This window comes from Parachlamydia sp. AcF125, assembly GCF_018342475.1.
In the GTDB taxonomy this organism is placed as follows: Bacteria; Chlamydiota; Chlamydiia; order Chlamydiales; family Parachlamydiaceae; genus Parachlamydia.
This window is the reverse complement of sequence record NZ_JAEMUD010000001.1, coordinates 196,986-211,741: the sequence shown is the minus strand read 5'-3', so window position 1 is coordinate 211,741 and position 14,756 is coordinate 196,986. Positions and strand designations below refer to the sequence as shown.

Sequence of the window (14,756 nt, the reverse complement as noted above, 5' to 3'; positions counted from 1 at the left end):
TACAAAGACAGCCGATCTTATGTTAATTATAAATTAAAAGTTGTAATAAATAATTGCAAATACTCCTAATGCCAAACAATACCACGCAAACCATAAAAAACGATGGGGAAGGGCCATTTTTTGCAAAAAAAATAAAGAGGCATAGCCCACGCATAAAGAAGCGAGAAGGCCTGCGCAATAAGCAGGAATAGGAACAGGGGGAGCGACTGAATTCGTGGTTATAAATTTAAGCGTTTCGAGAACAATTCCCCCCACTATAGCTGGAATAGCGATTAAAAAGGAGAATGTCAGCGCCTCGTGCATCCTCCATCCTAGCAATTTAGCCCCTGAAATAGTCGCTCCACTGCGGGAGATCCCTGGAAAAATGGCGAGCGCTTGAAAACAACCAATTAAAAAGGGGGTTCTCCAACGAGGCGGAGAGGGGCCTTCTTTTTGGCAATATACCCCTAAAAATAAGAGAAAAGAGGTGATTAAAAAAAAGAAGCCAAGTAGATGGGGTTTTTGATAAATCGATTCAATGGGTTTAAGAAAGATCGCAAGGGGGAACAAGGGAAGCGTAGCGAGGGCAATTTGGAGTAAGCGTAAGCGGTTCGATGTCAAGGTTTCTTTGATTTCTTTCGCGAAAAAAATAAAAATAGCGCCCAAGGTGCCTAAATGACAAATCAAGTCAAATAAGATGTATTGGTCCAAATTTTGAAAGCCTATTAAAGATTGCATGAGTTTTAAATGCCCGGAAGAACTGACGGGCAAAAATTCAGTTAATCCTTGGATGATCCCAAGAAAAATCGCTTCAAGTATAGACATCGATTCATTCCCTAATGCCAGAGTCGGAAAATTGCAATGCTTTCCTGACCGAAGGAGGAAGGCATAAGCAGGCCTTCAGAGTGCCATGAAAGAGATTTTTCAACAAGGATAATTTATGGGAAAAAAAAGAGGGCGAACGACGGGATTCGAACCCGCGACATTTGGAACCACAATCCAACGCTCTAACCAACTGAGCTACGATCGCCATGAAAATGAAAAGATTGGCTTAAAAGATGATTTTCGTCAATACATTTTCCTATTTTTTGTACAAAAAAAAAGAGCTGCTGAAAGGGGCTAAGAAACTAGCGTGATCAACACGGCTTGTAAAAGTGGGTTCACTCCCTAAAGTTCAAGATAAAAACACAACTTGTGTAGCTATTCCTTTAGCGTTGTGATCCCTTAACAAAAAAATATAGTTGATAAGCTTAATAGCTTCTAGTTATCCCGATCAGCAGCCTATCTTCATTTTATTGGATGTTTGAATTTTTCCGCATTAAAATAAATGTAAAATGTTCAGTTTTAAATTAAGTTAAAATTTTATTGTGGGCCAGTTATTAAATACTTGCTTTTTAATGATTAATTCTATCAAAAGAAAAGTCGAATGTTTGCAAAATATGTTTTACTTTTTCTGGTTAGACCCACATTCAGAATTTATTGCTTAAGCCTTAAGTGCTCGCTTTATCAACAGATGGACGCCTTTACACGGCGGCAAAGCCCACCGCCTAGTAGGCCAAATGTTTTTTTTGTTTTATTCTTTTAACCCATTTATTTAATTTGATTTTTAATAAATAAGCTATTAAATTTTTTGTGACTAAAATATAAGGTAATGTTATGGCATTTTCTCCTATTGCTTTTTCCAATTCTACCACTTCTTCTCAAGGATTCAAGAGTGTTAGAGAAATTCAAACAGAGAGAAACTCTTCACAAGAGAACACAGATCGTAAAATCCGCACTGTGATTTCCTTTCACATTTTCCCCCCAAACATTCCCTCGCTTGGCAGCAATCGATTAGTTAAAACTTTTAGCGAAAAAGAGATCTCTTGTCGAGAGGATGCAAGCGCTATAGCAGCCCTATCTCCCCAGAAAGAAGTCCTTCAAGAGCTAAAGGAAGATCCTACGATTGGCCCTGAAAACCTCCAAGAAAGGATGGTAAAGAGGGGTTTAAAAGATGCGGATAGTCAATTTGAAGTGATTCGCTATTATCTGGAAAAATTTCCAGTAGCCATGCTTCTCAAGCTAGAAAGCTTTGCTTTGCTTTCGAAGGAACAAAAAATTGAACTTTTTGAGATAGCGCTTGTGCATGATTCTTCTTTAGTTAGTGAGTGGCGCGCGGCTTTTTCGAAATCAAACCGGCAAATTTTTAGCCAGATAAGCACTTTAGCTACAGTGCTTGAAAAATTTACAGAGATGCGAGAAGAAGGGTCAACGTTACAGGAGATCCTTCATCCTCTCAATAGGAAAGGCGAGCAGCTGTTTCTCATCCCAGTCAAGTCATTCTTAGGTAAAATGCTTGATCCATTTGAGAATTTTTTGCAAAAAAAAGAGGGAATTATTTGGCTTGCCTTTGCTTTTGATCGCTTATCGCAGCTTGAATTTTCTTGTTCGGAAGAGTCCTCTAGAAGCCTGCAGCTTATAGAGTGCTTAAGCAAGCTAGACGATACTCTTAAATATCCGATAGCGGCTTTGCTATTCGATTCTTATTATTTTCCTTTATGGCAAGGAGTTAGTCTTAAAATCGACGTGGGGTCTTTGCCTGTGCTTATCTTTACTCTCTTTAATCTAGGAAAAGAAAAGGAGGAGTGGGTTGATAAATTGCAGCCTAAGAAGAGGAATTTTATTCTTTCCGCTCTTCTACAGCTCGGCCTCTCGATGCTTTTAAATGGGGAACAAAAAAGAGCTGCATTTCGTCTTTTATTCCTTTCAAGCAGCGAGCAAGAAATTTTAGCTCAGGCGGCGGCCTTAAAAGGGTTGCTAGCTTTTCGAGATTCTCGCGCATTTGATGGGTTGACTACCCATTTGCCGGCAGGTCAGCTACAGGCTCAATTTTTAAAAGCTTTGCAGCATGTATCTTTGCTTGCCCCTGCTCAATTATCATTCGACTTTCTTTATTATTATGAAATATTCAGTTCTTGGCGCAACCCGCAGGCTTTAATTCATTATGCGATAGAGCTCAATAACTTAAGCAAAAAAGAAGACAGAGTGCAGGTATTAAGATTATTGAAAGAGTTTTTCAAAGATACCCTGAGAGGGCGCTTTCATACAAAGCGTTATGATACAACTTTAAGTCCTCACTTAAGGAAAATTTTTTATTCTTTCCCTGCTTTAAAGGAGAGTTGGAAAGAAAATTCTGTTCAATTCCCTCTCAGCGATAGCTTCTTAGAAAAATCTTTAACCGATACTGTAGCAGGTTGCTGGGTAGAAGAAACGGATGCTATGGAAGATTTACTTTTATGTACCACAGAAGTCTCTGGCAGCTGCCTTTCGATATATGGAAATTGCGAAGATAATAAAGCTTTATTAGCCTATCTTTTGGATGGAAAAAATAAGCTAATTTGCGTGAAAAGCCGGGATAAAATGATTGGAAGGGCGATTTTACGCCTGCTTTGGGATAATGATAATCAAGCACCTGTCCTTTTTTTAGAGACGTTTTACAGTTCTTTACCCTATACGGAAGGAAAAGCAGGGGCTTCTTCTCCTTATGAGCAGCTGGAGAAAGCGGTTATTAAGGCGGCAAAGGCTAAAGCTTCTTTGCTTGGTTTACCACTTTTAAAAGCTTATTCTTCCCATGACCAAAAGCATTTGCTTTATGATCATGCAATTGTTTCCTTGGGTGGAAGAGCCCCTTACGAATGCTGCGATGCAATCGGCTCGATAGGAAACGATGAGCAGTGTCCAAACAGCTTTTTCAGCATTCCTCAAGCTCAGATTATTTGCTAGGAGGCCATATTAATTTTGTTCGCATGAGGGCGTAATTTCCTGCTGCTGTTTGCTCTTGGTTTCGTCGTTCATACCTGATGTCCACCTTTTTATCATCCTCCTCTGATTTTAATTGTTGATCGAGGGGGTCGCATTTTTCTGAAGGAGCGCGATTAGCATCTAAGGATTCAACCGGATTAGGATAATCTTCTGTAGGGTTTTCAAGCGGAAGCTCGGCAGTGCGTCCACACACAAGAGGAATGTTTAGCGCTGTGGCCATTTGAATAGAAGCTTGGCATAAAGCTTTCTCCAATACGAGTTGGTCCTCTTGGTTAGGGGTATTTAAATGGATTCCTTCTTGCAAAAGTACAGGAGTTTGCTGTGTATCATCCCATAGTAATTTGAGACAAACGCGGCCTAACAAAGGTTCGCTGGGGTTTTCCGACTTTTTAATACATAGCATTTTGGTTTTTCCATCAAAAACATTTCCTAATAAATCTTTAACATCTTGGGCTCCCCCTTTTAGCAGAGAAAGACAGCTTCCCTGCACCTCTGTCCCCATGTTTAGCAAATCTGTTAAATCGTCCGTTTCGAAGATTTCAAAGTCTTTATATTTTCCTTCTTGTCCCTTGAGCACATCTTTTAATGTTTGCTTTTCGACTACCTTGGAAGACCACCCCACTAAATTTAGGGTATCTGTAGTCTTCTTTTGAAATAAAGCTTGCAGGTGAGGGCTTTTTAAATAGCGCGTACTGGGGAAATCGCCCTTTACGAATTCATTCAGAAATTCCGTGAGTTTATTTAAGTATACCTCTTTATTTGGCAATTGATTAAGCTTGGCAACCAGATTAATAATCATGTCAGGATCACGCGATTCATTTAATTTCTCAATAAGAATAGCCGCATCCTCTGCGCGTAACCCACTATTTGTTCCACTGATTGTCTTTATAAAAATCTGCCCGGCTAATTTTCTTAAAACGACTTGAGGGTCATCGCCTGACAAAAGAGATTCTTTCTGGAGACAAGCTGAGTGGGGAGATTTGAGGATAGAGATAATTAAGGTTAAATTTTGCTTAATATATTTTGCTGCCTCTGCCTTAGTATTTTTTGAAGAGGGTATATCGGTAGCAAACCGTATCAAAAACTTTTTATCTTCATCGGTTAAAAAAGAGTTGTTTCGGATAAGGCTTAGGGCTTCAAGGATAATAGGAGCATAATTCTGGGTTTTCCTTATTGCGTTCTCTTCGCCAAATGTTTCCTCAATTCCCACTTCATAAGAAAATAGTTGCATTTTGAGCGCTAATATAGACAGGTTATCGCTCTTTTTGTCGAGATAGGGGGTAAACAAGGAGTGTATATCTTTATCTTCAAACATCTGCTCAATCAGAAAGAAACGGGCTTGGCTAGGCTTGCCAATATTTAGAAGATTAGGCAATATCTTCTTATTCTCGCTGACCCACTTGTCAAGATCTCCTTCGAACTTTCTGGAGTGGTCAAGAAAATAGGCAAAGGCCAAAATTTCTTTGGTGGTTTCATAGCTCCCTTTTGCTTTCTCCAGCATCTCTTCCGCCCACTTGCGCAAAGCCTCCTCTTTAATCGAGCCGATGATGAGACTTATAGCCTGTTTTTGCATGTGCTCATCCGCTTTTTTTATATCGTTGAGATTAAATTGGCTGAGTGTTTTTAAGAGGAGCGAGTCGTGCTTGTCTGATTTCAAATACTCTAAAACTCCTGGATCTCCCCCCAATACTTGAAGAGCTTGATCTAGGGTAATTTTTCCTAGGTTGGCTTGAATGATCTCCACTTTTAAAGCTGCATCTCCGCTTGGAAGTTCATTCAAACGTTCTAAGGCTAATTGATAGTTAGAAGGATCTTTAAATAGTTCTGCGAAAAATTCTTTTTTTTGCTCATTACTCCATTTTCCAACCTCACTTGCAAAAGAGCCTCCATACCCGGCGTTTTTTTGGGCAGCCATTCCTTTTGGGCTACTCAGGAATTTCATTAACTGTGGCTCAAATATTGTCATAGTGAAGGCTGTCGTGAAGGTCGGTGCGCGGGAGCCCATCGTGGAAAGAATATTTAAGGCTTCTTGTTGCAGCTCTAGGTTGTCGCTAGTGACCCCCATTTCTAAGTTAGAAGCGATTATTTCGAGTAGCTGATCATTCTCTTCCAAGGCTTCAAGATTGTCAGATTGGGCAAAAAATTTGCTTAGCACCAAGAGGCGTGTTGCCACGTCACTTTCATCTATGTCTTCCAAGATTGTTTCTAAAATAGAAAAGTCTTTAATAGCTAAGCATATTAAAGCCTCGTTTTTTAATTCGGGGCTTGTTAAGCTGTCTTTAACAATATTTTCCCATTCAGCAGGTTTTGCAATTTTGCAAGCTGCGTGCATAACTTGAATAAGAAATTTTTCCGTGTCCGTCTTTAAGAGAGTTTGCATACCCTGTAGCAATCTCAGTTTATCCTCTAAGGAAGAAGTAGGATTTTCCATCTTGTATTTTAGGCATGCCTCTAATAATTGCGGGCTCATTTTTTCAGCCACTTTAATAAATACCTCATTAGGAAGGTGATCTAAAGTTTTTATCAGCTCCTCTTCAATCTCTGTTTCTTTTGAGAGTAAGGTTGCAAAAGCGGATACTGCGGAAGGATTTGTAAGGACTAATTCTCCTACCTCTTTGTTTGCTTGCATGATTTTAAAATAGATAACAGGATCGGACAATTCGTTTAATTTATCGGCAGGCAGCTCCTTTAAAGCGTCGGCTATAAACTCTCGCATGTTTTCAATTTCCTTAGGATTGGCAATCCCCGCCTTTACAGCTGCTTGTATAACCTTAAATAACGAGTTGCAAAATTCTATTGCTTTGTCGGGTGCTTGCTTGCCTTGGGATTGGATAAATTCGGGGCCTAGCTTGCTTACTTTTACTTGAGAATTTTCAAGCTTGATAAGAGGGTTTTCAGCAGTTTTTGTTCCTTCTAGGGTACTTTTAAATAGCCTATGGCAGGCATTGATTTCCCTTTCAGCTGCAGTCTTAAATATTCTAACTTCTGCAGAATACTTTACAGAGGTTGATTTTTTTGCCTCCTTTTTTTGGACTGGAGAATCGGTACTCGTTGCAGAAGGCAGTGATTCAGAATGCTGAGAATTAGGGGGAGCCAAAGAAGCTATGTTCCAGTGGGATGAGGAATCTTTATCAGCTTGCATAATAATCCCTTTCTATTTAAAAACAATTTTATTTTGGGTCGCTTAAAAAGTATTACTAGTGATTAAGTGTTAAATTTAAATAGTCTCTCTTAAATCGGTTTATTTTTAAGGGAATTGGGCTTTGTTGCTTTTTTATCGTGTTAATTTGTCGTAAACCTTTATATTTTTATTTTAACTAAAAATAATTTTAGGGGAAACAATTTTAAATTTTAATTTAACAAAATTAACTAAACCTTTAACTATGAAAAGAAATGAAAGTCCGGTCATTAAAAACAAATAATTTATTGAGAGAGAAGGCTTAGATAAGGCTCTTCCCTCTATATGGTAAGGCCAAACTTACCTATCTAAGAAGACATAGAGGATAGGTTAAGCCTGCAGAGAGGGATAGGCAGGGACCATACAATCTTGCTAGGAAATAGGGCGGGGGCAAAAGCAAGATCAAAGGAATGCTTTAATCTTGCCAATTTTTGCGCCAGTAATTGGTAGTGAAATTTCTTAAGTTTTTTGCATGACAACGAAAAAGGGAATAAAGACGATAATCAAATTAAAAATTTATGAAAATCAGGATCGAAGGCTTAGAGGGGAAATGAAAGAGTTAAACCCTTGGGCTTGATTGGCCTTTAAACCGTAAAACCTCTCTTTTTAAGGTCTATTCTCCTCATGAACAAGACCTCGAACTGTGCCTTGAAATAGGGTGTTAGAGCTTTTAAAATCTTTCACCCTTTTTAGTTAACCCTCATAGTGTACGTCAAACTTTCCCAAACAAGTAAGCTGTTCAACTATTTTGGAAAGGGTTGTGTTACGCTACGGCTAAGCCTTCTCTTTTAGAAAAATTTTTCCGTTTTAAGAGGAACATTGGGAGAACAAATAAGCGCTGTGTTTTAGCAATTTTTTTGACGCGTTTTCCATCTTTCGACTAAAATTTTCATAGGCATTGTCTTTCTCAAGTTCGCTAAAAAACTCGCCTGCATAGACGGCAGTTTGCAAAGCTATATTTAATCCGATGCAGTCAAAAAAACTGCCACTTGTGGCGGCCTCTCCAACTAGGATTGCACAGCTTGCTTCTTTTGAGAAGGCTTGAGCTTTTTGCAAAAAGGCGTACAGGTTATTTTGGAAAAGCATATTGCGATCTCTGCTCCTAATTTGTTCGGCCTCCAGCTTCCACCCCTGCACCAATAATTTTTCCCGAAATTGTCCGATGGTGTAGTTGTAAAAAAACTTAGGGTCATAGCAAACGCCTTGTAAACTAACCACGCTTCCTACAGGCAAGGTAATGCGGCGAATAAAGTAAGATTTTTGATCAATAATTTCAGAAGAAACTGTTCCTGCGGAATTATCAAAGGGAAAAAATGCCCAAGCGCCGATTGTTTGATAAGAGGGATCACACTCAATTCCCAATTGCTTTCTCACACGGCTTTGGGCCCCATCAGCTGCCACAATAAAATCATAGGGGATCTCTACTGTGCCATTTAATGTCGAAATCTCCGCACGAAAATTGCTTTCATCAAGGGTCATGAATTTTCCTACCGTTCTTTCAATTCCCAGAGCTTTAACCCTACTTTTGAGCGCATTATTTAGATATTTTATTTGAACTGCTCCGACTGTTTGGCCTGCCAGTTGTACAGTTGTCATTTGGGGAATCGTAACTTCCCATTTATCCAATAAAGAGAGCGAGGCTTGTGTCAAGAAAACCCAATAGGGGTGAAGGCAATCTTTTTCTTTTTCGACCAATTTTACTGTCATTCCTTGCTGATAGGCTTCTAGCGCTGTAGCAAGCCCGGCAGGGCCCCCTCCTATAATTAATACTTCGGTAGATTGGAGAGAAGGCAAAGCAAATCCTAATAGAAAAATGGCAGCTAGGATGTTCAATTTCATAGGGTCCTCCTGTTTATGTGGTAAAAGGGGAGTTTATCAAAATTTGAAAAAAAATAAATGAAGAAGAGCTTTTCTAAAGAGGAGATAGTGGCGACTCCTTTCGAAATGAGATCAAGCGAGGCTTTTTGAAGGCCTCCTAGGCACTCCTAATGCAATTTTATCCATAGCCCTTGCTAGTTTTGATGTTTAAAACAATTTTAATTTATGCTAGATTGACCTATTTTGTTAACTAATAAATTTGCGTTTTAACTGGTTGAACGCAACTTAGGGAAATGATGTTTCCTATTTATAATGGGCCTAGCCAGCCTTTTTCTTTAGCTTATCTTTCTTTTAGCGAGGCATCCTTACCTGGGGAAACAGAACTTCACTACCTTGCCAGAAATTCGGCAGAAAATAATCGAATCAGCGGTCTTCTAACCCAATATGCCAACTCCTTCCTCAATGGGGGAAAAGAGAAGATATTGGTGTTGAATTCTACTGGAAAAACTTTTATCGAATATGAAAGCTTATCCCGTAAAGAGCGCATTAAATATTTAGAGATTCTTTATAAAGTTTTTAAAACTTATACAGATGAGCATGTGGGCGAATTGCGGGAAGTACTTTTAAAAGTTCTCTCTTTTTATGGCCTTCACAAAAGTTCGGTGTATAGGGAAATGGTGGAGGATAAGAGGCTTCTACCAGATTATGGTGTAGCCATGTGCGAGGTTCAGCATCCAATGGTGGCTGAGATGGATACCTTTTACTCGGGATATGTGGGACCTCCCATCGATATAAATTTAGTAAAATCTGTAGCTAAACTTAAAATTGCCACTTTCAATTTTTTGAATAGGAAAGGACCTCTGATTGACTTTTATGAAGAGGGGAAATTTGAGGCCGACATTCAAGCGATGCAAAAAGAGGTTCTTACAGTTGTTACCGAGCGAGGGATATTTAACGGCTTTGTTCGAATTGAAAATCAGGGGGATCTTGCGGGTTTTTCTTTATGCCTCGCCAACCTAGAGGGCATGCAAACAAGAGAAGGCGCCATTCAGAAAATCAAACAAGAAGTGCGCCTGATGGTGCTTCAAAAAATCGTGAGTTTGGATGTGCCTGGGAAAGTGCACCGGATGGCGCGTCCTTTGCTTGAGCATTTCGTCAGGGGAAAATTGCAACAGGTTGATAATGGCCTTATAGCGGACGTTACCTGTTTTGTGATCAACCAGTGTAAAGACAATGGCGAGTTTTGGCATTTAAGCAATGAACAGGCCTATAAAGTGAAGTTAGCTATTTCCACTTATGTTCAGAAGTTATACTACCAGATGCTTAATAATAGAAGTCTCTCCATCTCTATCTAGCAGGCTTTGCCTAAAGATTGCTTTAAAGAACGAGAAATTGAGGAATTGCTAAACATTGTACAAAATCCTTCCTTTCTTCTCACAGATCAAGAGATCTTTGAGTTTCAAGCTCGTTTAGCGGAGTTCAAACAAAGGATAGGAAAGGTAGATTTAAAGCTTATTGAGGTTCAAACTCATCTTGTTCGACGAATTCTCAGCCGATCCAATATATTTGAAGAAAGAAGGAAACAGGGAGTGTGAGAAATAGCTCTTTGCTATTTTTGGCAATCCTTTGTTTCCCAGAGTATACTGCAAAAATTCTTGTGGTGTTTTCTACCTTCTTTACACAACTTGAGGGGTTTTATTTTTTACGAAGTGATAAGTTTTTTTATAAAATTCGTCTAGCTTTGCTTGCACATGTTCACTAGGTGGCAGTAAAACTTGACAAGGGGGAAGGCTATTTAAGAAAGAGGAACCGTAAGATTTTGAGACAAGACGGGAATCTAGGCACACCACGCATCCCCGATCATTTTTATCCCGTATAAGCCTGCCAAAACCTTGCTTGAATTTCATGATAGCCTGTGGAAGGGCATACTCGCCGAAGGGATCTCCTCCACGGGCAGTAATAGCTTCTGCACGGGCCTGAATCAAAGGCTCATTCGGCACTCTAAACGGCAACTTTACAATAATAACGCAGCGTAAATCTTCTCCCATCACATCCACACCTTCCCAGAAGGAGTCTGTTCCAAATAAAACGGCTCTATCGGCAGCTTTAAATTTTTGCAGTAAAGATTGGCGATTGTCATCGCCCTGCTTAAATAAATGAAAACGACTGTTCTCTAACCTTTTTTGGAGAGAATGAAAGCATGCTTTCAAATGGGTATAGGAGGTAAATAACACAAATGCATTGCCTCGGCTTGATTGTAGAGCTTGCCAAATTTTCTCACAAGCTTGCTCCTGGTACTTGGGATGAGAAGGCTCGGGTAGATCTCTAGGGACTAGGAGCATCGCTTGCTCTCTGTAATTAAAAGGAGAGTCGTAAATTTCTTCTTTAATTGCTCGACTTGAAAGAGTTTCTGCGGTTAGCCCCAGCCGTTTGCGAATAAAATCGAACCGATTATTTGTAGTCAAGGTTGCGCTGCATAAAACAATAGTTGAAAAAGGGGTAAATAAAAAATCCACCAATGCTTGGGAGATATCTAAATCGGCATGTACCAGTTGGATGGAGGGAACAGCTTTTGTAGCTTGAATTTCAATCCAGCGAACTTTGGAAGGAGAAAACTCGGCAGAAATGAAAGTTTCTAGTGCTTTAGCAAACAAGGACAGGCGTTGAGACAAAGCGGCAATGTCAAATCGTATCCCTTTTGTTTGTTCATTTAGCTGGTCGTTATCAAGAGCTTTTAAATCCATTTCGAGACTAGAGAGTGCAGTTATGTAGCGTTGAGCTTCTTCCAAAGTTAGCTTGACATGGGGCAAAATTTTTTGATGCCAATCAGGATGGGTGAGATGGAAAGGGAGAAGGCGAAGCTTATTTTCTTTCCATTCCTCGTCTGCAGAAGGAGGAGAGGATTGAAGGATTTGCACAAACGAGCCAAAAATATGAAAGGCATCCACGATATACTTGAGTAAATCTTTGCGCAGGGCGGGCAAATCAATTTGCAGCCGATTTAAAAGGGAATTGACCTCATGTGTGGCATTTTTTTTGCAACATTCTTGGATCTTTTCTTTCAAAAGGGGGAGCTTGCCATGGACTTTACCCTGCTTCTCTGCAGTTAATCGAGCTAAGACACGCATGATGCCGATTTGAGAAATGCGCGTAGCAAAAAAGTCTGTGGCAATATCCTCTATATGATGGGCTTCATCGATGATGATCCGATGATAAGGGGGCAGCAGTGCAGGATCCTCAAAATGTTCATTTTCACTTCTGAAAAGAAGATCTGCAAACAGCATATTGTGATTTGCAATTAGTAACTGGGCTTCATTTGCCTCTCGGCGTGCTTTAATAAAATGGCAATTTTTATAGTGAGGACACGCCATGTGGTTACAGGTATCGCTTTCTGCACACACTTTTTCCCAAGTAGTAGCAGAAGGAACAAAGTGTAGGCTTGAGCGAGACCCATCGGTTGTTTGTTCGGCCCAAGCTTCTATTTGTGCAAGCTCCTGGCTTTCCTGATCGGGAAGTAGGCGAAATTCTTGGCAAGCTTCCTCTAGCTTTCTTAAACACAAATAGTTACTCATGCCTTTAACCAAAACGGCATGAATCTCAACCCCTAAAGCTTTGGCAAGCGCGGGGATATCTTTCAAAAGCAACTGTTCTTGCAGAGTGATGGTATGAGTCGAGATTAAGGTGCGTTCTTTATTTTGAAGAGACCACAAAATGGCAGGAATGAGATAGGCCATGCTTTTTCCCGTGCCTGTCCCTGCTTCAATCAAAGTGATTTCTCCGTGATTATAAGCATGGAGGATCTTTTCCATCATTTTAATTTGAGGTTCTCGCACTTCGAATCCTTTAACGGAGCGGGCCAATAAACCTTCATTTTTAAAAAGAGAAAGAGCTTGTTCGATATCAAGTCTGCGGGAAGACATAGAAACCTGCTTGGAGGAGATGAAACTAAGCCAGAAAAAACTGGCTTAGCGGGGAATTTCATTGTTATTCTACATCTAATAAATCGAGAAATGCTTTTAATTGTTTTGAACGCGTTGGATGGCGCATTTTTCGCAAGGCTTTGGCTTCAATTTGACGGATACGTTCTCGTGTTACGTTAAACTCAACTCCTACTTCTTCAAGGGTTTTGGGTTTACCATCTAAGAGGCCAAAACGTTGAATCAACACTTTGCGTTCCCGATCAGTCAGCGTAGCGAGCACTTCATTCATTTTATCTTTTAAAATCGAATATCCAGTCGCTTCAGCGGGAGAATCCGCACCTGTATCTTCTAAGAAATCTCCAAATTGGCTTTCACCTCCATCCCCTACTTCTGCTTGTAAAGAGATAGGATGTTGGGCAATTTTATAGATTTCGCGGACCCTCTCAGCCGTAATGCCAAGTTCGTTAGCGAGCTCTTCTGGGCTTGGCTCGCGCCCCGTTTCCATCATCAATTTTTTTGCACCGCGCAAAACTTTATTAATAGTTTCAATCATGTGAACGGGAATTCGGATGGTTCTCGCTTGGTCTGCAATTGCACGTGTGACTGCTTGGCGAATCCACCAAGTCGCATAAGTAGAAAATTTGTAACCTCGGCGGTATTCAAATTTTTCCACCGCTTTCATCAAGCCCATATTTCCTTCTTGTATCAAATCTAAGAAAGACAAACCTCTGTTTGTGTATTTTTTGGCAATTGAAATGACCAACCGAAGGTTAGATTCCACCATTTCCCGTTTAGCTTCTTGGCTTTTATCCATCCAACGTTGCAGCATGCGCACGTCTTTCTTAAAGTCGTCTAAAGAGCGTCCGGCTGCTAATTCCCGCTTTCTTAATTTGCGCTTGGCTGCATGCAATTTTGCAGCCGCGTATTTATTCCGCTCTGCTCTAGGTTTTAACTCGTTAATCTCTTTTTCGAGGGCTAAGAAGCGGTCATAAGCGCGTAGAATAACTTCTCCAAAATCTTCAATTACATTGTGTCGGCAGTGCATCCTACGCAAATAGGCTTGCGTGCGAATGCGGCATTTTTCAATGCTTTCTTCCAAAGCTTCTGTGTGCGGCTGAAGCAAAAGCTTTTCCAAAATGGCATCTTCTTCTTTTAAAAGGTCGCAAAGTTTAGGGAGAAGCTGCAAAAATTCTTGTTTGTTGACAACTTCTTTTTCCGTAATGCATTTATCAAACCGTTCTTTTCCTTGGATAAGAAAGGAGGCAATTGAAATAGCTTCTGCCGTAGAATAGCGGAAACGCATGATAATCCGCTCAATTTGGATCTGTGCTTTTTCAATTCGCTTAGAAATCTCTACCTCTTCTTCTCTGCTAAGAAGGGGAACAGATCCCATCTCTTTTAAATACATTCTAACTGGATCATCCGGCGAGCCTTCAGACCTTTTGGGAAGCCCTTCCAATTCTTTGGCTTCTTTTCTTTTCTCCTTTTGCCTTTCGACTTCCGCTTGATTCAATACTTGAACATCCATCCCACTTAAAAAAATGAGGACTTGGTCAATTTGATCTGCATTGTCAAAAGTCATGGGGAGGATTTCATTAATCTCCTCATAGGTGATATATCCCTGTTCTTTTGCAAGCGAGACAAGTTCATCAACTTTTTGTTGGTGATGCGGGGAGAATGTTTGTGAAAAATTTGTTTTGCTCATGTTTTCCTAAAAGTTTCTATTTCCAGGCGCAATTCCTATTTAGGAATGCGAACAATAAATTCAAAAAAGGGGCGAAAAGTGCGAAAATAAGAAATCAGAGTGTATCTGCGTAAGAAAAAACCGCAAGAGGTGAGCTTAAAGTCAATCGCAGGGGTATTATTCAATTTTATTATCCTTAAGATCCTCAGAGGCACAATATCACTATAAGTTACCATTATTCGAAAAAACTTTGAATATTCAACTTGACAAAATGGGGAAATTTTCCCATCAATATGCACGCGTGTTTGTACATTCACTCGAAAAATCAGTAGGATAATTTTGTGACGAGTGGATAGTTTTTGTCAAGGCTGAGCTG

At 40.0% G+C, this 14,756-nt stretch carries 7 protein-coding genes and 1 tRNA gene; 2 read left to right on the top strand and 6 right to left on the bottom strand.

Annotation, left to right across the window (positions count from 1 at the left end):
• Positions 1-33: 33 nt before the first annotated feature.
• Entirely contained in the window at positions 34-804 is a 771-nt protein-coding gene (locus tag PARA125_RS00870) for an undecaprenyl-diphosphate phosphatase (protein WP_213156845.1), read from the bottom strand.
• Between the two features lie 131 nt (positions 805-935).
• Positions 936-1,009: transfer RNA gene (locus PARA125_RS00865), tRNA-His, on the bottom strand.
• A 626-nt stretch (positions 1,010-1,635) separates the two neighbouring features.
• Here PARA125_RS00865 and PARA125_RS00860 point away from each other — a divergent pair.
• Entirely contained in the window at positions 1,636-3,741 is a 2,106-nt protein-coding gene (locus tag PARA125_RS00860; RefSeq protein ID WP_213156844.1) for a hypothetical protein, read from the top strand.
• Here PARA125_RS00860 and PARA125_RS00855 read toward each other — a convergent pair.
• The gene (locus PARA125_RS00855; protein ID WP_213156843.1) at positions 3,731-6,922 is read right to left on the bottom strand and encodes a hypothetical protein; all 3,192 of its coding nucleotides are present in this window, start codon (positions 6,920-6,922) and stop codon (positions 3,731-3,733) included. The two genes, PARA125_RS00860 and PARA125_RS00855, sit on opposite strands and share 11 nt — an antisense overlap.
• A gap of 843 nt (positions 6,923-7,765) precedes the next feature.
• On the bottom strand, positions 7,766-8,797 hold the full coding sequence (locus PARA125_RS00850; protein ID WP_249274098.1) for an FAD-dependent oxidoreductase: 1,032 nt from the start codon (positions 8,795-8,797) through the stop codon (positions 7,766-7,768).
• Positions 8,798-9,069: 272 nt separating this feature from the next.
• On the opposite strand from PARA125_RS00850, the gene PARA125_RS00845 reads away from it, so the two are divergent.
• The gene (locus PARA125_RS00845; RefSeq protein WP_213156842.1) at positions 9,070-10,131 is read left to right on the top strand and encodes a hypothetical protein; all 1,062 of its coding nucleotides are present in this window, start codon (positions 9,070-9,072) and stop codon (positions 10,129-10,131) included.
• Positions 10,132-10,452: 321 nt separating this feature from the next.
• Here PARA125_RS00845 and PARA125_RS00840 read toward each other — a convergent pair whose 3' ends face one another.
• The gene (locus PARA125_RS00840; RefSeq protein ID WP_213156841.1) at positions 10,453-12,696 is read right to left on the bottom strand and encodes an ATP-dependent DNA helicase; all 2,244 of its coding nucleotides are present in this window, start codon (positions 12,694-12,696) and stop codon (positions 10,453-10,455) included.
• A gap of 64 nt (positions 12,697-12,760) precedes the next feature.
• Positions 12,761-14,401 carry an RNA polymerase sigma factor gene (locus PARA125_RS00835; protein WP_213156840.1) on the bottom strand — a complete coding sequence of 547 codons (1,641 nt, stop codon included), beginning with the start codon at positions 14,399-14,401 and terminating at the stop codon, positions 12,761-12,763.
• Positions 14,402-14,756: the final 355 nt, after the last annotated feature.